Source organism: Citrobacter sp. Cpo015 (assembly GCF_030333035.1).
Taxonomy (GTDB): Bacteria; Pseudomonadota; Gammaproteobacteria; order Enterobacterales; family Enterobacteriaceae; genus Citrobacter; species Citrobacter portucalensis.
Genome location: NZ_JAOWGS010000031.1, coordinates 94305 through 118013 on the forward strand (window position 1 = coordinate 94305; position 23709 = coordinate 118013).

Genomic DNA, 23709 nt, shown 5'->3' on the forward strand with positions numbered 1-23709 from the left:
GATGTTTCCTGGTGTTTATCCCGATTTTTGCTAAGCGCGCCGGAATGGCGCAATCCCTGCAATACTTAATTCAGTATCATGTGATACGCGAGCTCCGGGAGCATATTTTGAACAGGTTACCTTCCAGCGCATCGGCCCTGGCCTGCAGCGCACACGCACTGAATCTCATCGAAAAGCGCACGCTTGATCATGAGGAAATGAAATCGTTAAACCGAGAGGTGATTGAGTACTTCAAGGAGCATGTCAATCCGGGGTTCTTAGAGTATCGAAAATCTGTAACTGCAGGCGGGGATTACGGAGCCGTAGAGTGGCAAGCGGGAAGCCTGAATACGCTTGTCGACACCCAGGGGCAGGAGTTCGTCGATTGCCTGGGTGGTTTTGGAATTTTCAACGTGGGGCACCGTAATCCAGTCGTGGTTTCCGCCGTACAGAATCAACTCGCGAAACAACCTCTGCACAGCCAGGAGTTACTTGACCCTCTGCGGGCCATGCTGGCAAAAACCCTCGCCGCACTGGCGCCCGGTAAACTGAAATACAGTTTTTTCTGTAACAGCGGGACCGAGTCGGTTGAAGCCGCCCTGAAGCTGGCGAAAGCATATCAATCGCCGCGCGGTAAATTTACGTTTATTGCCACCAGCGGCGCATTCCACGGTAAATCACTGGGCGCGCTGTCCGCTACGGCTAAATCCACCTTCCGTAAACCTTTTATGCCGCTGCTGCCGGGCTTCCGTCATGTGCCGTTTGGCGATATTAACGCAATGCGCACCATGCTCAGCGAGTGTAAAAAGACCGGTGACGATGTCGCAGCTGTGATCCTCGAACCGATCCAGGGTGAAGGAGGGGTGATCCTGCCGCCGCAAGGTTATTTGACCGCCGTTCGTAAACTTTGCGATGAGTTTGGCGCGCTGATGATCCTTGACGAAGTGCAAACCGGCATGGGGCGTACCGGCAAGATGTTCGCCTGCGAACACGAAAACGTGCAACCCGACATTATGTGCCTGGCCAAAGCGTTGGGCGGCGGTGTGATGCCAATTGGCGCGACCATTGCCACCGAAGAGGTGTTCTCCGTCCTGTTCGACAATCCTTTCCTGCATACCACCACGTTTGGCGGCAACCCGCTCGCTTGTGCAGCGGCGCTGGCCACCATTAACGTCCTGCTGGAGCAAAATTTACCGGCTCAGGCGGAGCAGAAAGGCGATATGTTGTTGGATGGTTTCCGCCAGCTTGCGCGGGAGTACCCTGACCTGGTGCATGATGTACGCGGTAAGGGAATGCTGATGGCGATTGAGTTTGTCGATAATGAAATCGGCTACAACTTTGCCAGTGAGATGTTCCGCCAGCGGGTGCTGGTTGCCGGCACGCTTAATAATGCAAAGACGATCCGCATCGAACCGCCGTTGACGTTAACGATCGAGCAATGCGATCTGGTATTGCGATCGACGCGCAAAGCCCTGGCAGCATTACGGGTGAGCGTGGAGCAAATGTAACAACCTTACCCGGCCTATAGAAGACACTCTTTTGTAGGCCGGATAAGGCGTAGCCGCCATCCGGCAATTAGCCTAACTTAAACAATCCGCACACCAGCAGGCATAAGGCGTTCTGGCGTCAACAGTACGCTTTCACTACCGTCGTCGGTTTCCGCACACAGCAGCATACACTCTGATGTCTCACCGCGCATTTTGGCCTTTTGCAGATTACACAGCACCACCACCGTTTTGCCCATCAACTCCTCTTCACTGTAGTAAGGCACCAGGCTGGTTACGGTTTGCAGCGTACGCTCTCCCACATCTACCTGTACGATATACAGCTTATCGGCATTGTCATGGCGCTTTACCTGTGCGATTTTTCCAACACGTATTTCCATTCGGGCAAAATCAGCAAATGCGACGGTATCCATTGTTTTCTCCTTTGGTAAAATTTTACTAAATACTAGCAAAATATTTTCCGGGCATTGTTCTCAAAAGCGGGAAAATGACGTACTCATCACACTCTGAAAGCCCAGTTTTACCCCGAGCATGTCAATTAATCATGCTTTTTTTACTGAAAACAGATGAATAGATAAGCACTTCATTTACAATGCGCAGGTAACTCAGGGAAAAGGCAAACATGGCAACACTTAAAGACATCGCAATCGAAGCTGGCGTGTCCCTGGCGACAGTGTCCCGGGTTTTAAACGATGACCCCACGCTGAATGTAAAAGAAGAGACTAAGCATCGCATTCTGGAGATCGCGGAAAAGCTGGAGTACAAAACCAGCAGCGCCCGAAAGAACCAGACCAGCGCGCTCGGCCCCCAGCATATTCTGGCGCTCTACAGCTATCAGCAAGATTTGGAAATCAACGATCCTTACTACCTCGCGATCCGCCATGGGATTGAAACCCAGTGTGAGAAACTCGGGATCGAACTGACCAACTGCTATGAGCACAGTGGTCTGCCGGAGAGCAAACACATTACCGGCATTCTTATTGTCGGCAAGCCTTCCCCCGCTCTGCGCGAGGCGGCAACAGCGCTTACCGACAACATCTGCTTTATCGATTTCCATGAATCCGGCAGCGAATATGATGCCGTCGATATCGATCTGGCACGCATCAGCAAAGAGAGCATCGACTTCTTCATTGCCCAGGGCGTCACCCGCATTGGTTTCATCGGTGGCGAAGACCAGCCAGGCAAGGCCGATATCCGCGAAGCCGCGTTTGTCGAATACGGTCGTCTACAGCAGGTCGTTTCTGAACAGGATATCTATCGCGGCGGTTTCTCCAGTTCATCAGGCTATGAACTGGCTAAAGAAATGCTGGCGAAACCCGACTATCCCAGCGCCCTGTTTGTGGCTTCAGACTCGATTGCCATTGGCGTTCTGCGCGCCATCCACGAGCGTGGTCTGAATATTCCGCAGGATATTTCGCTGATTAGCGTTAATGATATCCCAACGGCGCGTTTCACCTTTCCTCCGCTTTCCACCGTTCGCATTCATTCGGAAATGATGGGCAGTCAGGGCGTCAACCTGCTGTTCGAAAAAGCCCGTGACGGGCGTGCGCTCCCCCTGCTGGTTTTTGTTCCCAGCAAGCTGAAACTGCGCGGCACCACCCGCTGAAATCCCCCGTTAACCCGCCCGGTTTCTTCTGATGCCGGGCGCGCAATGTCATGCATTCATTTCCGCGTCCGAATTATTTTCGTGATCCAGTTAAAGTAAATCACCTCACCCGCTATATTTTAGTAAAACTTTTACTAAAATCACCATCAATTACACTTACCCACCATTACAATGAATGGTTCCGATTTTTCTCCACCGGGAGGCCTTATGAATCGCTGGGAAAACATTCAGCTCACCCACGAAAATCGACTGGCGCCACGCGCATATTTTTTCTCTTACGACTCCGTTGCGCAGGCTCGCTCGTTTGCCCGCGAAACCAGCAGTCTCTTTCAGCTGCTAAGCGGTCAGTGGAATTTTCAGTTCTTTGAGCATCCGCTGCAGGTGCCGGAAGCCTTTACGTCGCAGTTTATGAGTGACTGGGGCAGCATCACCGTCCCCGGCATGTGGCAGATGGAAGGACACGGCAAGCTGCAGTATACCGACGAAGGTTTTCCTTTCCCGATTGATGTCCCCTACGTTCCGACCAATAACCCCACCGGGGCCTATCAGCGTATTTTCACCCTCAGCGAAGGCTGGCAGGGCAAACAGACGCTGATTAAGTTTGATGGCGTAGAAACCTACTTCGAAGTTTACGTGAATGGTCAGTACGTTGGCTTCAGCAAAGGCAGTCGCCTGACGGCCGAATTTGATATCAGCGCGGTGGTGAAGACCGGTGATAACCTGCTGTGCGTTCGCGTAATGCAATGGGCTGATTCCACCTACGTTGAAGACCAGGATATGTGGTGGTCGGCGGGAATTTTCCGCGACGTCTATCTGGTCGGCAAACAGGCGACCCACATTCAGGATTTTACCGTTCGCACCGAGTTCGATGATGACTATCGCGACGCCACCCTCTCCTGCGACATTGCGCTGGAAAACCTGGCCTCCACGCCAGCGATAGCGTCGCTGGAATACACCTTGTTTGACGGTGAGAAGGCGCTGCATAGCGGTGTGATTAACACCCTGAAGGTGGATAAACAAACGCAGACCGCTTTTCATTTCAAGGTTAGCGCGCCGCAGCAGTGGTCTGCGGAATCGCCGTATCTCTACCATCTGGTGATGACGCTGAAAGATGCCAGCGGCAACATCCTTGAGGTCGTGCCACAGCGTGTTGGATTCCGCGATATTAAAGTTCGCGACGGTCTGTTTTACATCAATAACCGCTACGTGATGCTGCATGGTGTTAACCGCCACGATAACGATCATCTTAAGGGCCGTGCTGTCGGTATGGATCGCGTTGAAAAAGATCTGCTGTTAATGAAGCAGCACAACATCAACTCCGTACGCACCGCCCATTACCCGAACGATCCGCGCTTCTATGAATTGTGCGATATCTACGGCCTGTTCGTGATGGCCGAAACAGACGTTGAATCTCACGGCTTCGCCAATATCGGCGATATCAGTCGGATCACCGACGATCCACTGTGGGAAAATGTCTACGTTGAGCGCATCGTGCGCCACGTCCATGCGCAGAAAAATCACCCTTCGATCATCATCTGGTCGCTCGGTAACGAATCCGGATACGGCTGTAACATCCGCGCCATGTATCACGCTGCGAAAGCGCTGGATGACACGCGTCTGATCCATTACGAAGAAGATCGTGACGCTGAAGTGGTGGATATCATCTCCACCATGTACACCCGCGTGCCGCTGATGAATGAGTTTGGTGAATATCCGCATCCTAAACCGCGCATCATCTGTGAATATGCTCACGCCATGGGCAACGGTCCCGGCGGGCTAACGGAATATCAGAACGTCTTCTATCAGCATGATTGCATTCAGGGGCACTATGTCTGGGAGTGGTGCGATCACGGGATTCAGGCTAAAGATGACGACGGCAACGTCTGGTACAAATATGGCGGCGACTACGGCGACTATCCGAACAACTACAACTTCTGCCTTGATGGCCTGATTTATTCCGATCAAACCCCAGGACCGGGACTGAAAGAGTACAAGCAGGTAATTGCGCCGGTGAAAGTGCGCGCACAGGATCTGGCCCGCGGCGAGCTACGGGTAGAAAACAAACTCTGGTTCACCACGCTTGACGACTACACCTTGCATATTGAGGTTCGCGCCGAAGGAGATACGCTCTCTGTTCAGCAGATAAAACTGCGCGACGTTCCTCCCAACAGCGACGCGCTGCTGCAATGCGAACTGCCGGAGCTGGATGCGCGCGAAGCGTTCCTTAACGTCACCGTGACGAAAGATTCCCGCACGTCATACAGTGAAGCCGGGCATCACATCGCGACTTATCAGTTCCCGCTGAAGGCCAGAACGGCGGCTGCCGTACCGTTTAGCCTGCAAAACGCCAACCCTCTGACGCTGGAAGACAGCCGCCAGAGCTGCACCGTTCGCGGTTATAACTTCCATCTGACCTTCTCAAAGCTGACCGGTAAACCGATCGCCTGGAACGTCAATGGCGAAGAGCTGATTACCCGCGAGCCGAAGATTAATTTCTTCAAACCGACCATTGATAACCACAAGCAAGAGTTCGAAGGCCTCTGGCAGCCGAATCATTTACAGATTATGCAGGAGCATCTGCGCGAATTTACCCTTGAGCAAACCGATGATGCGCTGCTGATAACCAGCCAGACCATTATCGCCCCGCCGGTATTCGATTTCGGTATACGCTGCACCTATCGCTGGCGCATTGCCGCGGACGGTCAGCTGAATGTGGAACTTTCTGGCCAGCCTTACGGCGAGTACCGGGACATTATTCCGTGCATCGGTTTCACGATGGGCATCAACGGTGATTTGGGCCAGGTGGCGTATTACGGACGTGGTCCCGGTGAAAACTATGCCGATAGCCAGCAGGCCAACATCATCGACATCTGGCGCAGCAGCGTGGATGAGATGTTCGAAAATTATCCTTTCCCGCAAAACAACGGCAATCGTCAGGACGTGCGTTGGGCAACGCTAACCAACCGCCACGGCAACGGCCTGCTGGTGGTCCCGCAGCGCCCTGTCAACCTGAGCGCCTGGCGCTATACGCCGGAAAATATCTTTGCCGCACAACACTGCAACGCGCTACAGCGTAGCGATGACATCACCCTGAATCTGGATCACCAGTTACTGGGCTTAGGTTCCAACTCGTGGGGAAGTGAAGTACTCGATTCCTGGCGCGTCTGGTTTACGTCATTCAGCTACGGCTTCACGTTGTTGCCGGTTTCCGGCAGCGAATCTGGCGCTCAAACCACCGCCAACCGCGCCTTTGGCACCGGGTTCTTTTCCACGAATATGCACAGCGAGAATACAAAATGAGGATCATCGACAACTTAGAGCAGTTCCAGCAACGCTATGCTTCAGGTCGGAAATGGCAACGCTGCGTCGAGGCTATTGAAAATATTGACAATATTCAGCCAGGCGTCGCCCACTCTATCGGTGATTCCCTGAGCTACCGCGTGGAGACAGACTCCGCGACCGATGCGCTGTTTACCGGTCATCGTCGTTATTTTGAGATCCATTACTACCTGCAAGGGCAGCAAAAAATAGAGTATGCCGCCAAAGAGGATCTCCAGGTGGTTGAATATTATCGCGATGAAACCGATCGCGAATATCTGAAAGGTTGTGGAAAAACCATCGAAGTGCACGAAGGACAAATGGTTATTTGTGACAACCATGAAGCCTATCGTTTTATTTGTAATAACGCAGTGAAAAAAGTCGTACTCAAAGTCACCATCGAAGATGGTTATTTTCATAATAAATAAAAACACAGGCGGCGCCGACGTTGCGCCGCCAGTACCCTATAATAATCAGGAATCGGAGATGTGCTATGTCTGATACCAAACGTAATACCATCGGCAAGTTCGGCTTACTTTCACTCACCTTTGCCGCGGTTTATAGTTTTAATAACGTAATCAACAATAATATTGAGCTTGGTCTGGCATCCGCACCGATGTTTTTCCTCGCGACGATTTTCTACTTTATTCCGTTTTGCTTAATCATCGCCGAATTTGTTTCGCTGAATAAAAACTCCGAAGCCGGTGTCTACGCATGGGTAAAAAGTTCGCTGGGTGGACGTTGGGCATTTATTACTGCCTACACCTACTGGTTCGTTAACCTGTTCTTTTTTACCTCGCTTTTGCCCCGCGTTATTGCCTACGCCTCATATGCTTTTTTAGGCTACGAATACATTCTGACGCCGTTCGCAACCACCGTGTTAAGTATGGTGCTGTTTGCCTTCTCCACCTGGGTTTCGACCAATGGTGCAAAAATGTTAGGGCCGATTACCTCGGTCACCTCCACGTTGATGCTGCTGCTGACGCTGTCCTATATTTTACTGGCAGGTACGGCGCTGGTTGGTGGCGTACAGCCTGCTGACCCTATCACCGTAGACGCAATGATCCCGAATTTTAACTGGGCCTTCCTCGGTATCACCACCTGGATTTTTATGGCGGCAGGCGGCGCGGAGTCGGTGGCGGTTTACGTCAACGACGTCAAGGGCGGCTCCAAATCATTCGTGAAGGTCATTATCATTGCCGGGATTTTTATCGGCGTGCTCTATTCCATCTCCTCGGTGCTAATCAACGTCTTCGTCAGCAGCAAAGAGCTGAAGTTTACCGGTGGTTCGGTGCAGGTATTCCACGGCCTGGCGGCATATTTCGGCCTGCCGGAGCTGGTCGTGAACCGCTTTGTCGGCCTGGTCTCCTTTACCGCGATGTTCGGCTCCCTGCTGATGTGGACCGCAACGCCGGTGAAGATCTTCTTCTCTGAAATTCCGGCGGGTATTTTCGGTAAAAAAACCGTCGAACTGAATGAAAACGGCGTCCCGGCCCGTGCAGCATGGATCCAGTTCCTGATCGTTATCCCGCTGATGATTATCCCGACGCTCGGCTCCAATACCGTGCAGGATTTAATGAACGCCATCATCAACATGACCGCCGCCGCCTCGATGCTGCCGCCGCTGTTTATTATGCTGGCTTACCTGAATCTGCGTGCAAAACTGGACCACTTACCGCGCGACTTCCGTATGGGTTCGCAAAAAACCGGCATTGTTGTGGTGTCGATGCTGATCGTTCTTTTCACCATCGGATTTATTGCCTCTACCTTCCCAACCGGCGGCAATATCATGACCATTATTTTCTATAACGTCGGTGGGATTGTTATTTTCCTCGGTTTTGCCTGGTGGAAATACAGTAAATATATCAAAGGGCTAACCAAAGAAGAAAAAGCTATTGAGGCAGCCCCTGCTTCAGATATCAATTAATGACTAAAACATAATAACAATAAACAATATTCTCCAAGGCTATAACCAAAATAATTAGAGTTGCATGAAGGCGGCAAGTGAGTGAATTCCCAGGAGCATAGATAACTATGTGACTGGGGTGAACGAACGTAGCTAACGCACATGCAGCTTGAAGTATGACGGATATATAACAATAAAAATTAAATTTTATTTTCTTAGGATCGAAGCATGAAAAACATTAGCCATTGTTGCAGGGCAATTATTGCCCTGCCCTTTTTCTGCGTCTCCTCTCTGGGTGCAGAAGAAGTTCGCCCTGCAGAACACGACGACACGAAAACGCCAGAAATATCTTCCCCCTCATTTCGCTTTTATGGCGAATTGGGCATGGGAGGATATATGGATTTAGAAGGACAAGACAAACATAAATACAGTGATGGTACCTATATAGAAGGTGGCCTGGAGATAAAACACGGCTCTTGGTTTGGTCTGATCTACGGCGAGGGCTGGACCGTGCAGGCCGACCATCAGGGCAATGCCTGGGTTCCTGACCATAGCTGGGGCGGATTCGAGGGCGGGATCAACCGCTTTTACGGTGGTTACCGCACCGATGATGGCACGGAGCTGATACTCAGTCTGCGCCAGGACTCTTCGCTGGATGACCTGCAATGGTGGGGGGATTTCACTCCAGACCTGGGCTACGTTATTCCCAACACCCGCGACATCATGACCGCCATTAAGGTACAAAACCTGACCGGTCCTTTGCGCTATAGCGTGACCGCGACGCCCGCCGGACACCACGACGAGAGCAAAGCCTGGCTGCACTTTGGTAAATACGATCGCTACGACGATAAATATACCTATCCGGCCATGATGAACGGCTATATCCAGTACGACCTGACTGAAGGCGTAACCTGGATGAACGGCCTGGAGATCACAGATGGTACCGGACAGCTGTTCCTGACCGGCATCCTTTCGCCCAACTTCGCCGCCCGCGCCTGGCACCACACGGGCCGCGCCGACGGGCTGGATGTGTCCGGCACCGAAACCGGCTATATGGTCAGCGCAATGTATGAAGCGCTAAAAGGCGTTTACCTCTCCACTGCTTATAGCTACGCCAAACACCGACCGGATCGCGCCGAGGACGAAACCACTTCCTTTATGCAGTTCGGTATCTGGTATGAATACGGCGGCGGCCGTTTCGCTACCGCCTTCGACAGTCGGTTCTATATGCAGAATGCATCCGGCGACCCGAGCGACCAAATCTTCCTGATGCAATATTTCTATTGGTAACAAGGACCGGAATACCATGAACATGAAACCTATTCTCACGCCGCTGGCCTGTATTCTGCTGATGAACTTCTCCGCACATGCCGCCAGTGCTAACGACTTTAAAAACATCATTAATCGCACCGGTGCGCCGGGCTACATGCATGACTACGATCACGACGACCACCAGCGCTTTAATCCATTTTTCGATCTTGGCGCCTGGCACGGTCATTTGCTCCCGGACGGCCCTGCAACGATGGGCGGCTTTCCAGGCGTGGCTTTGCTGACCGAAGAATACATCAATTTTATGGCCAACAATTTTGACCGTCTGACGGTGTACCAGCACGGTAAAAAGGTCGATTTCGCGCTTGAGGCCTACAGCATTCCCGGCGCGCTGGTGCAAAAGCTTTCATCTAAGCATGTGCAAATAGAGATGACGCTGCGTTTTGCCAGCCCGCGCACCTCGCTGCTGGAAACCAAAATCACCAGCAACACGCCGCTGGATCTGGTGTGGGACGGCGAGCTGCTGGAGAAACTGGAAGCCAAAGAGGGAAAAGCGCTGTCGGATAAAACCATTGATAGCGAATTCCCTGGCTATCAGCGCAAAATCACCGCCACGCACGACGGTCTGAAAGTCACCTTCGGCAAAGTGCGCTCAACCTGGGATCTGCTCACCTCCGGTGAGTCGGAGTATCAGGTGCATAAATCTGTCGCTATGAAAACCACGGTTAACGGTCATCGCTTTACGGGGAAGGCCCATATCAGCGGTTCGACAACTATTTACACCACCTGGTCTCATCTGCTTACCGCCGAGGATGTGGCGAAAGAGCAGCCGCAGATCCGCGATATTCTGGCGCGCCCGGCCTGGTATCTTGCTGCATCACAAAAGCGCTGGGCAGATTATCTGCAAAAAGGCTTAACCAACCCGGATGCCACAACGGAACAAACCCGGGTCGCGGTAAAAGCTATTGAAACGCTAAACGGCAACTGGCGCTCGCCAGGCGGTGCGGTAAAACACAATACCGTGACGCCATCGGTCACCGGCCGCTGGTTCTCCGGCAACCAAACCTGGCCGTGGGACACCTGGAAGCAGGCCTTCGCTATGGCGCACTTTAACCCGGAGATCGCCAAAGAGAATATTCGCGCCGTCTTTTCATGGCAGGTTAAACCCGGTGATCCGGTTCGCCCGCAGGATGCCGGATTCATTCCCGACCTGATTGCCTGGAATCTCAGCCCGGAACGCGGCGGCGACGGCGGTAACTGGAACGAGCGCAACACCAAACCCAGCCTGGCAGCCTGGTCGGTGATGGAGGTCTACAACGTCACCAAAGACAAGGCCTGGCTCGAAGAGATGTATCCAAAGCTGGTTGCGTATCACGACTGGTGGCTGCGTAACCGCGATCATAATGGCAACGGCGTGCCGGAATACGGCGCTACCCGCGATAAAGCCCACAATACTGACCGCGGCGAAATGTTGTTTACGGTGAAAAAAGGCGACAAGGAAGAAACGCTCTCCGGGCTTAACAACTACGCCACCGTGATCGATAAGGGTCAGTATGACAGCCTGGAGATCCCAGCGCAGGTTGCCGCCTCGTGGGAGTCCGGTCGTGACGATGCGGCTGTATTCGGTTTTATCGATAAAGATCAACTGGATAAATACGTCGCGGGTGGTGGAAAACGCAGCGACTGGGTGGTGAAATTTGCCGAAAACCGCAGTAAAGACGGTAATTTGCTGGGTTACTCGCTGTTGCAGGAGTCAGTCGATCAGGCCAGCTACATGTACAGCGACAACCATTATCTGGCGCAGATGGCGACCCTGCTCGGCAAACACCAAGAGGCGCAACGCTATCGCCAGTTGGCGCAAAAACTCGCAGATTACATCAACACCTGCATGTTCGACCCGACAACAAAATTCTATTATGACGTTCGTATTGAGGAGCAACCGCTGGCAAACGGCTGCGCGGGTAAACCGATCGTCGAACGTGGCAAAGGGCCGGAAGGTTGGTCACCGCTGTTTAACGGCGCAGCAACGCAGCCCCATGCGGACGCGGTGGTTAAGGTGATGCTCGACCCCAAAGAGTTCAACACCTTTGTCCCACTTGGCACAGCGGCGCTGACCAACCCGGCTTTTGGCGCGGATATCTACTGGCGCGGGCGCGTCTGGGTGGATCAGTTCTGGTTCGGGCTAAAAGGTATGGAGCGTTACGGCTATCGCGATGACGCGTTAAAACTGGCGGATACCTTCTTCAGCCACGCCAAAGGCCTCACCGCTGACGGTCCGATTCAGGAAAACTATAACCCGCTGACCGGCGCACAGCAGGGCGCACCGAATTTCTCCTGGAGCGCGGCGCATCTCTATATGCTGTATAACGATTTTCTTAAAAAACAGTAGTCTGTGACATAACGCCGGATGGCGCTTCGCTTATCCGGCCTACAAAGACACATTTTCACAGGCCGGATTAGGTGCTTGCACCGATATCCGGCATATTCGTCCTCTGGCTCCACTCCTTTTTTGAATCCCATCACAATCACGGCATTCCCCTTTTCCCTTTTACGCGGCGACGGCTAAATTATTAACTCATCCGACCACATAACAATAATTTTACATACTGGACACCTTTATGAGCTATCCGTCGCTGTTCGCCCCGCTCGATTTAGGCTTCACCACGCTTAAAAACCGCGTGCTGATGGGTTCAATGCATACCGGGCTGGAAGAGTATCCTGATGGTGCAGAACGGCTGGCCGCGTTCTACGCCGAGCGCGCTCGTCACGGCGTAGCGTTAATTGTGAGCGGAGGTATTGCGCCTGCGCTTTCCGGCGTGGGGATGGAAGGCGGTGCGATGCTGAACGACACCAGCCAGCTTGCTCACCATCGCGTCATTACCGATGCTGTGCATGATGAAGGCGGCAAAATCGCCCTGCAAATCCTGCATACCGGACGTTACAGCTACCAGCCGCATCTGGTGGCGCCTTCTGCTATTCAGGCACCCATTAACCGCTTTACGCCACATGAATTAACGCACGATGAAGTGCTGCAGTTGATTGAAGATTTTGCCCACTGCGCACAGCTGGCGCGGGAAGCGGGCTACGATGGCGTGGAAGTGATGGGGTCGGAAGGGTATCTCATCAACGAATTCCTGACACTGCGTACCAACCAGCGCGATGACCAATGGGGCGGTGAGTATGCCAACCGCATGCGGTTTGCCGTTGAGGTGGTGCGAGCGGTACGTCAGCGTGCCGGGAATGACTTTATTATTATCTTCCGCCTGTCGATGCTCGATCTGGTGGAAAACGGCGGAACCTTCGACGAAACCGTTCAGTTGGCGCAGGCTATAGAAGCCGCGGGGGCCACCATTATTAACACCGGTATTGGCTGGCATGAGGCACGTATTCCCACTATCGCTACCCCGGTACCGCGCGGTGCGTTTAGTTGGGTGACGCGTAAGCTGAAAGGGCATGTAACAATCCCACTGGTCACCACCAACCGCATTAACGATCCCCAGGTCGCCGATGACATTCTGGCCCGTGGCGATGCCGATATGGTGTCGATGGCCCGTCCGTTCCTCGCCGATGCCGAACTGCTGTCAAAAGCGCAAACCGGACGAGCGGATGAGATCAACACCTGTATCGGCTGTAACCAGGCCTGTCTGGATCAGATCTTCGTCGGCAAAGTCACCTCTTGCCTGGTCAATCCGCGCGCCTGCCATGAAACCAAAATGCCGATCGTTGCGGCAGTTGTGCCGAAAAATCTGGCGGTTGTCGGTGCGGGGCCTGCGGGCCTCGCCTTCGCCATTAATGCCGCAGCGCGCGGGCATCACGTGACGCTGTTTGACGCACATGGCGAGATTGGCGGGCAGTTTAATATCGCCAAACAGATCCCCGGCAAAGAAGAATTCTATGAAACCCTGCGCTACTACCGTCGGATGATCGACGTGACTGGCGTGACCCTGAAGCTGAATCACTTTGTCAGCGCACACGATCTGCACACCTTCGACGAAGTGATCCTTGCCAGTGGGATCGAGCCTCGTATGCCGCCGATCGAGGGGATCGATCATCCGAAAGTGCTGAGCTATCTCGACGTGCTGCGCGATAAAACGCCGGTGGGTAAACGCGTGGCGATCGTGGGCTGCGGCGGGATCGGTTTCGATACCGCAATGTATCTGAGTCAGCCGGGTGAACCCACCAGCCAGAACATTGCGGAGTTCTGCGTGGAATGGGGGATCGACACCAGCCTGCAACAACCTGGCGGCTTACGCCCGGAAGGCCCGCACTTATCCCGCAGCCCTCGCCAGATAGTGATGCTGCAGCGAAAAGCCAGCAAACCGGGACAAGGTTTAGGTAAAACGACGGGCTGGATCCATCGCGCCACCCTGCTCTCACGCGGCGTGAAAATGATCCCGGCAGTCAGCTATCAGAAGATTGATGATGATGGGTTACACGTTGTGTTGAACGGCGAACCGGTGATCTTTAACGTGGATAACGTGGTGATTTGCGCCGGACAAGAGCCGCGCCGTGAACTGGTCGATCCGCTGCACGCGGCAGGTAAAACGGTGCATCTGATCGGCGGCTGCGATGTGGCGATGGAACTGGATGCCCGACGCGCTATTGCGCAAGGCACCCGACTGGCACTGGAAATTTAACAGGATGTATTTCGTAGGCCGGATAAGGCGTTAGCCGCATCCGGCACCCGCTATTACCGACGGCGACCGGTTTTGACCGCTTTCAGCACCACGAATTTATTATTGGTGGCGATGGTTACGCAGTTGCCGAAAATCTTCTTCAGCTTGTGGAAGTAGTCGAGGTGACGGTTAGCCACAATATACAGCTCACCGTTGATTTTCAGGCAGCGACGGGCGTGGTGGAACATTTCCCAGGCAATGTTATCCGTCAGCGCGTGCTTCTGGTGGAACGGTGGGTTGCACAGCACAGCGTTAAAGCGGAACGGTTCAACGCCAGACAGCGCGTTGTTAATCATAAACTCGCAGCGATCCAGCGCTTCAGGCATGTTACTTTCCACGTTCAGGCGGCTTGAAGCCACCGCCATTGGCGATTCATCAACAAATACCACACTGGCTTCTGGGTTTTTCGCCAGCAGCGTCATACCGATAACACCGTTACCGCAGCCAAGGTCAACAATCTCCCCTTCGAGGTTTTCCGGCAGATGCTCGATAAAAAAGCGCGCGCCGATATCCAGCCCGGTACGGGAGAAGACGTTGGCGTGGTTATGGATAGTCCAGTCGGTGCCTTCCAGCTTCCAGCTTAGCGTTTGTGAGGCAGCGGCCAGCTCCGGTTTGCTGAACGTACAGTTGATCAAACGCGCTTTTTTCCACGCCAGCGTCGTGGTGGTTGGACCCAGCACTTTTTCAAACAGTTCCAGCGTCGAGGTATGTACATCACGCGCTTTTGCCCCGGCGATGATGCGCGTTTCTGGCGTTACCACTTCGCGCAGCGCACGCAGTTGCTGCTCCAGCAGCGCCATGGTTTTTGGCAGCTTAATCAGCACCACACCCGGTGCCTGCGGATAGTCAGCGGTACTGTCGAGGAACTTGACGCTCGACTCGGCAATGTCGTTGTGACGCAGGTTCTCGCGTGTGGCAAGCTCGCTGAGATAGGAATCGCCGATGCTGTACGGCGCATGTTCCGCCAGCGCACAGCCCAGCGCGCCGAAGGTATCATTCAGGATCAGCACCGGGCCGCTAATCTCGGTATCGTCCAGCTGTTGCAGCAGATATTCATCTGCAGCTTCCCACGCCAGCAGCGGGTTAACGTCATCCGTTTCCGGGAAACGTTTAAGTGACAGCGAACGGAAACCGTTGTCTATGTGGCTCATCGGCCCTCCTGAATGGTAAAATTTCGGCGTATCCCTGAAAAGGGTGCGTGAGTATACACTTTTATGATTTGCGTGGACATGAATGAACCAACTAACTTACCTCCAGGGCTACCCGGAACATTTGCTTTCTCAAGTGAGAACTCTGATTGCTGAGCAGCGCCTGGGCGCAGTGCTGGAGAAGCGCTATCCGGGTACGCATGACTTCGCGACTGACAAAGCGCTCTGGCAATATACCCAGGATCTGAAAAATCAGTTTCTGCGTAACGCCCCGCCGCTGAATAAAGTCATGTATGACAGCAAGATCCACGTTCTGAAGAATGCGTTGGGGCTGCATACCGCCGTCTCTCGCGTGCAGGGCGGTAAGCTCAAAGCCAAAGCGGAGATCCGCGTCGCCACCGTGTTTCGCAATGCCCCAGAACCCTTTTTACGCATGATCGTCGTTCATGAACTGGCGCATCTGAAGGAAAAAGAGCACGACAAAGCGTTTTACCAGCTTTGCTGTCATATGGAGCCTCAGTATCATCAACTGGAGTTCGATACCCGCCTGTGGTTAACGCAACAATCGTTAAAGCAAACTGCGTAGTCGCGCACTGGCTTTGTCTTCAGGGCATGCTAAATTGACGAAAGAATCCCTTTTCGCAGCCTGAAGGCCTTTATGATACGTTTCGCAGTAATTGGCACAAACTGGATCACCCGCCAGTTTGTCGATGCCGCCCATGAAACCGGCAAATATAAGTTAACCGCAGTCTATTCTCGTAGCCTTGAGCAGGCGCAGACCTTCGCCAACGATTACCCTGTCGAACATCTGTTTACCTCACTGGAAGCGATGGCGCAAAGCGAGGCGATCGACGCCGTCTACATAGCCAGTCCAAACTCTTTGCATTTCCCTCAGACCGAGCTGTTTTTGCGGCACAAAAAGCATGTTATTTGCGAAAAGCCGCTGGCCTCCAATCTGGCGCAAGCCGAAGCCGCTATCGCCTGCGCGCGTGAGAATCGGGTCGTGCTGTTTGAAGCGTTTAAAACCGCCTACCTGCCTAATTTCCTGCTGTTACAGCAATCACTACCCAGAGTAGGAAAAATCAGGAAAGCGTTTATCAATTACTGCCAGTACTCCTCGCGTTACCAGCGCTATCTGGACGGTGAAAATCCGAACACGTTTAATCCGGCGTTCTCCAATGGCTCGATTATGGATATCGGTTTTTACTGCCTGGCCTCGGCGGTTGCGCTGTGGGGCGAACCGCAGAGCGTTCAGGCCAGCGCCAGCCTGCTGGAAAGCGGCGTGGATGCCCACGGCGTGGTGGTGCTGAATTACGGTGATTTCAGCGTTACGCTCCAGCACTCAAAAGTAAGCGACTCGGTATTAGCCAGTGAAATTCAGGGCGAGTCGGGATCGCTGGTCATCGAGCATATCTCCGAATGCCAAAAGGTGTGCTTCGTGCCACGCGGTGGGAAAACGCAGGATCTGACGACGCCTCAACACATCAATACTATGCTGTATGAGGCAGAGGCTTTTGCCCATTTGGTTGAATCCGGCGAAGTGGATCACCCGGCACTGGCCGTCAGCCGTATCACCGCCAAACTGCAAACGGAGATTCGCCGCCAGACCGGCGTGGTTTTCCCGGCAGACGAAGCGGAAACATCGCTGACTGCGTAAAGGTGTGTAAAACGAATGTTGCAGGCCATTGACTGAAAGCATGGCCTGTAATATTTTGTAACCCGCAAAGGGGAGTAACTTCGTTGTCGGTTGATCGTCATTACGATGTGTGAAAAACCACATCCGGTCACCGGGCGATAACAAAGGAATACGCCACCGTATTCCTTTGTTGTTGTAAGTGAGACCTTGCCGAATGGCAAGGTCTATGCATAAAAAGCAGCGGCTAACGTCATTCGGCGTTGGCCGTTTTTTTTATGCATGGGGAAATACAATGAATACTGTCGGCACACCGTTGTTATGGGGTGGCTTCGCTGTCGTAGTGGTAATTATGCTGGCCATCGACCTGCTGTTACAGGGTCGTCGTGGCGCGCATACGATGTCAATGAAGCAGGCTGCAGCCTGGTCTATCGTCTGGGTAACGCTGTCGTTACTGTTTAACGCCGCCTTCTGGTGGTACCTGGCGGAAACCCAGGGGCGCGCCGTTGCCGACCCACAGGCGCTGGCGTTCCTGACCGGCTATTTGATCGAAAAATCGCTGGCGGTAGATAACGTCTTTGTCTGGTTGATGCTGTTCAGCTACTTCTCCGTACCGCCTGCGTTGCAGCGTCGGGTACTGGTGTATGGCGTGCTGGGTGCGATTGTGCTGCGTACGATCATGATCTTCGCGGGCAGCTGGCTTATCACCCAGTTTGAGTGGCTGTTATACGTGTTCGGCGCGTTCCTGTTGTTTACCGGCGTGAAGATGGCGCTGGCGAAAGAAGATGCCTCCGGTATTGGCGACAGACCGTTAGTACGCTGGCTGCGCGGTCATTTGCGCATGACCGATACCATCGAAGATGAAAAATTCTTCGTGCGTAAAAACGGCCTGCTGTTTGTTACGCCGCTGATGCTGGTGTTGATTCTGGTTGAGCTGAGCGATGTGATTTTCGCCGTCGACAGTATTCCGGCTATCTTTGCCGTGACCACCGACCCGTTCATCGTGCTGACCTCGAACCTGTTTGCTATTTTGGGTCTGCGTGCGATGTACTTCCTGCTGGCGGGCGTGGCGGAGCGTTTCTCCATGCTGAAGTACGGCTTGTCGGTCATTCTGGTGTTTATCGGTATTAAGATGCTGATCGTCGATTTCTACCATATCCCGATCGCTATCTCGTTAGGCGTGGTATTTGGCATTCTGTTTGTGACGCTGATTGTGAACGCTTGGGTCAACCACCAGCACGATAAAAAGCAGCAAATACAGTAAGTTTCATCTGCTAGCTGAAAAGCCCGACAGCACACTGCGTGCGTCGGGCTTTTTGTTTATCATGTCAAAATAATGTTAAGTTAAAGTTATAAAATATGATCTCAACGCGGAATCCAGGATATTTCGCTTCCCGAACCGCGTTCTTTCCTTATACTCAGCCATGCAAACATTTGCCCGATCCTGAAAGATGCGTCAACAGAACGCACAAAGGTAAGGCAACAACACAATGAAAGGATCACTACATGACTACGCAACGTTCATCGGGGCTACTCTCGCGTTTGGCGCAAGGGAGCCTGGTTAAACAAATTTTGATCGGTTTGGTACTGGGGATTTTACTGGCACTGGTGTCAAAACCTGCGGCTGAAGCCGTTGGTTTGCTGGGTACGCTGTTCGTCGGCGCATTAAAAGCCGTCGCGCCAATTCTGGTTCTGATGCTGGTGATGGCTTCTATCGCCAACCACCAGCACGGGCAAAAAACCAATATCCGCCCCATTCTGTTCCTCTACCTGCTCGGAACATTTTCAGCGGCATTAACCGCCGTTGTCTTCAGCTTTGCTTTCCCATCAACACTGCATCTTTCCAGCAGCGCGGGGGATATCGTACCGCCGTCCGGGATTGTTGAAGTGATGCGCGGCCTGCTGATGAGCATGGTTTCTAACCCAGTTGATGCCCTGCTTAACGCTAACTATATCGGTATTCTGGTATGGGCCGTTGGTCTGGGCTTTGCACTGCGCCACGGTAATGAAACGACCAAAAATCTGGTCAATGATATGTCCAACGCCGTCACCTTTATGGTGAAACTGGTGATTCGTTTCGCGCCAATCGGTATCTTTGGTCTGGTCTCCTCCACGCTGGCAACCACCGGTTTCGCAACGCTTTGGGGCTACGCCCAACTGCTGACCGTACTGGTAGGCTGTATGCTGCTGGTGGCATTTGTGGTTAACCCGCTGCTGGTCTTCTGGAAAATTCGCCGTAACCCGTACCCGCTGGTGCTGGCCTGTCTGCGTGAAAGCGGCGTGTATGCCTTCTTTACCCGCAGTTCGGCAGCAAATATTCCGGTGAACATGGCACTGTGTGAGAAGCTGAATCTGGATCGTGATACCTATTCGGTGTCTATTCCGCTGGGTGCCACCATCAATATGGCTGGCGCGGCGATCACCATTACCGTACTGACGCTGGCGGCGGTGAATACGCTGGGTGTTCCGGTTGATTTACCGACGGCGCTGTTACTGAGCGTGGTGGCTTCGCTGTGTGCCTGTGGTGCATCGGGCGTGGCGGGCGGTTCTCTGCTGCTGATCCCGCTGGCGTGCAACATGTTCGGTATCCCGAATGACATCGCCATGCAGGTTGTTGCCGTTGGCTTTATCATCGGCGTATTGCAGGACTCATGTGAAACGGCGTTGAACTCTTCTACAGACGTCCTGTTTACCGCTGCGGCCTGCCAGGCTGAAGACGAACGTCTGGCAAATAGCGCCCTGCGCGGCTAATCGCTGTCCCCCCTCCGTCATCGGGCGGAGGGGTTCTCTTCTTGTACGCTTTTTTCAATTTTGAACGGATCAATTCCGCGTTTTTGCATCCGCCTGAAGCGAATAATGTTCAGGCCGTTCATCACCAGAAAACTCCCTTCGATCATCGTCCCACCAATCGATCCCAGCCAGAAATTATGGATAACCCAACAGGCAGTTGCGCACCACATGACGCAGCGCACGGTTAACCCCTTGCAGCGGAACAGCGCCCAGGTGCTGGCCAGCGTGCCAATTATCGGCAACAGCTCCATCGCATGCTGTAATTTCGCCAGTCCGAGAACCAGGGTGAGGACAATAAAAACGGTCATTACCCACAGTTTGCGGGTATGCATTGAGACAAGTGTGCGGATGGTGTTGAGTTCTGCGCTCATTCCCGCAGGCCAGGCCCCCATCAGGAAAAAATGCACGCCGATGGTGGCGCTATAGACGGCGAGTTGCAGCCGGAACCGGCGCTCATCGCGATTGAAAAAGGTGGTAATACCGATCAGAAAGGCGATGACACCTACGCCCTGGGCCAGCCAATACGCGGTCATGCAAGCAACCCCAATTCTATCTCGTAGGCCGGATTAGGCGAGTTCGCCGCCATCCGGCAACGGTTTGTGCCTGATGGCGCTGCGCTTATCAGGCCTACGGTTTGCGCAGACCTGCATGCAGGTACCATCAGGTATTTGCTACAACGTTACGCCGCTTTTAAATATCGCTAACTCTCTAAAATCATTCCGCTCGTTGCAGGTTTGCTTGCCGTTGGCGAACTCGACGATGGTATCGACAAATTCTTCCAGTAACTGCGGCATCGCTTTACCATGGATCAACTGTCCAGCGTCAAAATCGATCCAGTGCTTTTTCTTCGCCGCCAGCTCGCTGTTGGTGGCAATTTTCACCGTCGGCACAAAACCACCGTAAGGTGTACCGCGACCGGTACTGAACAGCACCATATGACAGCCCGCGCCCGCCAGGGCACTGGTCGCCACCGCATCGTTACCCGGTGCGCTCAGCAGGTTCAGACCATGCGTCTTCAGACGTTCGCCGTAGCGCAGTACGTCCACTACCTGGCTGGAGCCTGCTTTTTGCGTGCAGCCGAGAGATTTATCTTCCAGCGTGGTGATACCGCCCGCTTTGTTGCCCGGCGATGGGTTCTCGTAGATCGGCTGGTCGTGAGCAATGAAGTACTGCTTGAAGTCATTGACCATGGTGACCAGCTTGCCAAAGGTTTCTTCATCGCGGCAGTGGTCCATCAGCAGTTGCTCGGCGCCGAACATTTCCGGTACTTCGGTCAGTACGGTGGTGCCGCCGTTGGCAATCACGTAGTCAGAAAAACGACCCAGCATCGGGTTGGCGGTAATACCAGACAGGCCGTCAGAGCCGCCGCATTCCAGACCAAACTTCAGCTCGCCCAGCTTACCCGGCTCACGCTTATCGTTACGCATCACGTTGTACAACTGGTGAAGATGTTCAATCCCCGCTTCCACTTCGTCTTCCTGATGTTGGCAGACCATGAAGTGAACGCGCTCAGGATCGTACTCGCCTAAGGTTTCGCGGAAGGCATCAACCTGGTTGTTTTCACAACCAAGGCCAACCACAAGCACCGCACCCGCATTCGGGTGACGCACCATGTTTTGCAGCATGGTGCGGGTGTTAATGTGGTCGTCGCCGAGCTGTGAACAGCCGTAGGTGTGGCTGAAGAGATGCACGCCGTCGATTCCTTCGGCGTCGTTAGTCTCTTTCAGAAAACGGTTCTGCATCTGGCGCGCCATGGCGTTAACACAGCCTACCGTCGGTAGGATCCACAGTTCGTTGCGCACGCCAACTTCCCCGTTGGCACGACGGTAGATCTGCACATCACGATCCGCCGGTTGTGCAACTTCCGCCTGAAAATCAGGGTGGTAGCTATACGTGTCCAGGTCGCTCAGATTAGTGCGCGTGTTGTGAGCATGAATATGCTCACCCGCCGCAACGTCCACCAGCGTATGGCCAATTGGCAAACCGTATTTAATGACGTTTTCGCCTTTCGCAATATCGCGTAAAGCGAATTTATGGCCACGAGAGACCGCCTGACGCAGGGTTACCGCCTGCCCATCAACGGTGACTTCGGTTCCTTCAGCCAAATCAGCGAGCGCTACCGCGACGTTATCCAGCGCATGGATCTTGATGTATTGCATACCTTCACCCGGGCCTTAGTTCAGTTCAATGGCGAAGTAATCACGCGCATTGTTAAAGCAAATATTTCTGACCATTTCACCCAGCAACTGGATATCTGCCGGTGCTTCACCTGCAGCAACCCAACGGCCAATCATCTGGCACAGAATGCGACGGAAGTATTCATGGCGCGTGTATGACAGGAAGCTACGGCTATCGGTCAGCATGCCGACGAAACGGCTCAGCAGGCCGAGCTGGGCCAGCTGCGTCATCTGACGTTCCATCCCGTCTTTCTGATCGTTGAACCACCAACCGGAACCGAACTGCATCTTGCCCGGCATACCTTCGCCCTGGAAGTTGCCGATCATGGTGCCCAGCACTTCGTTATCACGCGGGTTCAGGCAGTAGAGAATGGTTTTCGGCAGCAGGTTCTGTTCGTTCTGCTTGCTCAGCAGTTTGGACAGTTCTTCAGCCATCGGACGGTCATTGATGGAGTCGAAGCCAACATCCGCGCCCAACAGTTTGAACTGGCGCAGGTTGTTATTACGCAGCGCGCCGATGTGGTACTGCTGTACCCATTCGCGACGAGCATATTCCGCACCAAGGAACACCAGCACGGCAGTTTTAAACTGGGCAACTTCATGCTCACTCAGGGTTTCACCCGCCAGGCGACGCGCCAGAATGCTATCCAGTTCAGATTCGTTAGATTCGGCAAACAGCACCACGTCCAGCGCGTGGTCAGAAACTTTACAGCCGTGAGCCGCGAAGTGATCCAGACGTTTGGTCAGTGCAGCTTGCAGATCGCTGAATCGGCGGATATCCGTGTCAGACACTTCACCGAGCTTCGCCATGTAGTCATTAAAGGTCGCCAGCTCAATGTTAAAGGCTTTATCCGGACGCCAGCTCGGCAGCACTTTCACATCAAAGCTTCCGTCTTTAGCAACGGCCGCATGATGCTCCAGAGAGTCGATCGGGTCATCGGTAGTGCCGACCATTTTCACATTCATCTGCTGCATGATGCCGCGCGCGGAGAATTTATCCTGCGCCAGCAGCTCGTTGCATTGGTTCCAGATTTCATCAGCAGTCGCAGGAGAAAGCAGCTTACCTGTAATACCAAACGGGCGACGTAATTCGAGGTGGGTCCAGTGGTACAGCGGGTTACCGATAGTGTGCGGAACCGTGGCGGCCCATGCGTCAAACTTCTCGCGATCGGACGCATCGCCGGTACACAAGCGCTCAGCGACGCCGTTGGTACGCATCGCACGCCATTTGTAGTGATCACCCTTCAGCCAGATGTCATACAGGTTATTAAAACGGTAGTTTTCAGCGATTTGTTGCGGTGGTAAATGGCAGTGGTAATCGAAGATCGGCTGGTCTTTGGCGTAATCATGGTACAGACGGCGGGCAAATTCGGTGTCCAGCAGGAAATCTTCAGTCATAAACGGGGTCATTATCGTCTTCCTCTCAACGAGTGCGTCAGATTGCTTATGTTTTGATGTTGACAAAGTTATCACACCAATTTCCATGCACTGAAGATATTTTCGTGAGTTAGATCAACAAATGGTGACAAAAAAATTACTCTCAAAGAGGTAAATCACGCGTCAAGCCGCGCCAGTGCTGGCTTTGCTGAATCGAAATAATGACCACACGAAGATTCACGCTTTTGTGATGGCACTCACCTTTTAAAGCTGTATGACAAGTTATCTTTTGGCCGTCGCGATACATAAGCCGACGGAATGCAAA

The 23709-nt window shown here is 53.3% G+C and carries 17 protein-coding genes; 12 read left to right on the plus strand and 5 right to left on the minus strand.

Going from position 1 to position 23709, the window contains the following annotated elements:
- Positions 1 to 107 precede the first annotated feature (107 nt).
- Positions 108 to 1487: a putrescine aminotransferase gene (ygjG, locus tag OGY67_RS11520; RefSeq protein WP_167371260.1), complete on the plus strand. Its 1380-nt coding sequence runs from the start codon at positions 108 to 110 to the stop codon at positions 1485 to 1487.
- 77 nt (positions 1488 to 1564) lie between these two features.
- On the opposite strand, the gene OGY67_RS11525 is transcribed toward ygjG, so the two are convergent.
- The gene (locus OGY67_RS11525; RefSeq protein ID WP_016157522.1) at positions 1565 to 1897 is read right to left on the minus strand and encodes a tRNA-binding protein; all 333 of its coding nucleotides are present in this window, start codon (positions 1895 to 1897) and stop codon (positions 1565 to 1567) included.
- A gap of 209 nt (positions 1898 to 2106) precedes the next feature.
- Between OGY67_RS11525 and ebgR the strand changes: the two genes are divergently transcribed.
- The 7 genes from ebgR to OGY67_RS11560 all read left to right on the plus strand — a co-directional run bounded on the left by ebgR (position 2107) and on the right by OGY67_RS11560 (position 14220).
- Positions 2107 to 3090, plus strand: a complete 984-nt coding sequence (ebgR, locus tag OGY67_RS11530; RefSeq protein ID WP_032945068.1) for a transcriptional regulator EbgR — start codon at positions 2107 to 2109, stop codon at positions 3088 to 3090.
- Between the two features lie 207 nt (positions 3091 to 3297).
- Positions 3298 to 6390, plus strand: coding sequence for a beta-galactosidase subunit alpha (gene ebgA, locus OGY67_RS11535; protein ID WP_286573980.1), 3093 nt, complete (start codon positions 3298 to 3300; stop codon positions 6388 to 6390).
- On the plus strand, positions 6387 to 6836 hold the full coding sequence (locus tag OGY67_RS11540; protein ID WP_153686680.1) for a beta-galactosidase subunit beta: 450 nt from the start codon (positions 6387 to 6389) through the stop codon (positions 6834 to 6836). Before ebgA ends, OGY67_RS11540 begins: the two co-directional genes overlap by 4 nt.
- Positions 6837 to 6901: 65 nt before the next feature.
- Positions 6902 to 8335, plus strand: coding sequence for an amino acid permease (locus tag OGY67_RS11545; RefSeq protein ID WP_286573981.1), 1434 nt, complete (start codon positions 6902 to 6904; stop codon positions 8333 to 8335).
- A gap of 207 nt (positions 8336 to 8542) precedes the next feature.
- Positions 8543 to 9604 (plus strand): protein YgjJ, encoded by a 1062-nt coding sequence (gene ygjJ / locus OGY67_RS11550; protein WP_286573982.1) that lies wholly within the window; start codon positions 8543 to 8545, stop codon positions 9602 to 9604.
- Between the two features lie 16 nt (positions 9605 to 9620).
- Entirely contained in the window at positions 9621 to 11972 is a 2352-nt protein-coding gene (gene ygjK / locus OGY67_RS11555) for an alpha-glucosidase (protein WP_286573983.1), read from the plus strand.
- A 229-nt stretch (positions 11973 to 12201) separates the two neighbouring features.
- Positions 12202 to 14220: an oxidoreductase gene (locus OGY67_RS11560; RefSeq protein ID WP_286573984.1), complete on the plus strand. Its 2019-nt coding sequence runs from the start codon at positions 12202 to 12204 to the stop codon at positions 14218 to 14220.
- Positions 14221 to 14273: 53 nt separating this feature from the next.
- Here OGY67_RS11560 and rlmG read toward each other — a convergent pair whose 3' ends face one another.
- On the minus strand, positions 14274 to 15410 hold the full coding sequence (rlmG, locus tag OGY67_RS11565; protein ID WP_286573985.1) for a 23S rRNA (guanine(1835)-N(2))-methyltransferase RlmG: 1137 nt from the start codon (positions 15408 to 15410) through the stop codon (positions 14274 to 14276).
- 82 nt (positions 15411 to 15492) lie between these two features.
- Between rlmG and OGY67_RS11570 the strand changes: the two genes are divergently transcribed.
- The 4 genes from OGY67_RS11570 (at position 15493) to sstT (ending at position 19791) form a co-directional block, all read left to right on the plus strand.
- A complete protein-coding gene (locus OGY67_RS11570; RefSeq protein ID WP_016154609.1) occupies positions 15493 to 15993 on the plus strand; it encodes a M48 metallopeptidase family protein in 501 nt (166 codons plus the stop codon).
- A 72-nt stretch (positions 15994 to 16065) separates the two neighbouring features.
- Positions 16066 to 17064, plus strand: a complete 999-nt coding sequence (locus OGY67_RS11575) for a Gfo/Idh/MocA family protein (RefSeq protein WP_008785868.1) — start codon at positions 16066 to 16068, stop codon at positions 17062 to 17064.
- 271 nt (positions 17065 to 17335) lie between these two features.
- The gene (locus tag OGY67_RS11580; RefSeq protein ID WP_003828551.1) at positions 17336 to 18304 is read left to right on the plus strand and encodes a TerC family protein; all 969 of its coding nucleotides are present in this window, start codon (positions 17336 to 17338) and stop codon (positions 18302 to 18304) included.
- Positions 18305 to 18546: 242 nt separating this feature from the next.
- A complete protein-coding gene (sstT, locus tag OGY67_RS11585) occupies positions 18547 to 19791 on the plus strand; it encodes a serine/threonine transporter SstT (protein ID WP_286573986.1) in 1245 nt (414 codons plus the stop codon).
- Between the two features lie 17 nt (positions 19792 to 19808).
- Here sstT and OGY67_RS11590 read toward each other — a convergent pair whose 3' ends face one another.
- The 3 genes from OGY67_RS11590 to uxaC form a co-directional block, all read right to left on the minus strand.
- The gene (locus OGY67_RS11590) at positions 19809 to 20363 is read right to left on the minus strand and encodes a YgjV family protein (RefSeq protein WP_008785870.1); all 555 of its coding nucleotides are present in this window, start codon (positions 20361 to 20363) and stop codon (positions 19809 to 19811) included.
- 138 nt (positions 20364 to 20501) lie between these two features.
- Positions 20502 to 21989, minus strand: coding sequence for a UxaA family hydrolase (locus tag OGY67_RS11595; RefSeq protein ID WP_286573987.1), 1488 nt, complete (start codon positions 21987 to 21989; stop codon positions 20502 to 20504).
- A gap of 15 nt (positions 21990 to 22004) precedes the next feature.
- Positions 22005 to 23417: a glucuronate isomerase gene (gene uxaC / locus OGY67_RS11600; RefSeq protein WP_003024811.1), complete on the minus strand. Its 1413-nt coding sequence runs from the start codon at positions 23415 to 23417 to the stop codon at positions 22005 to 22007.
- Positions 23418 to 23709 lie beyond the last annotated feature (292 nt).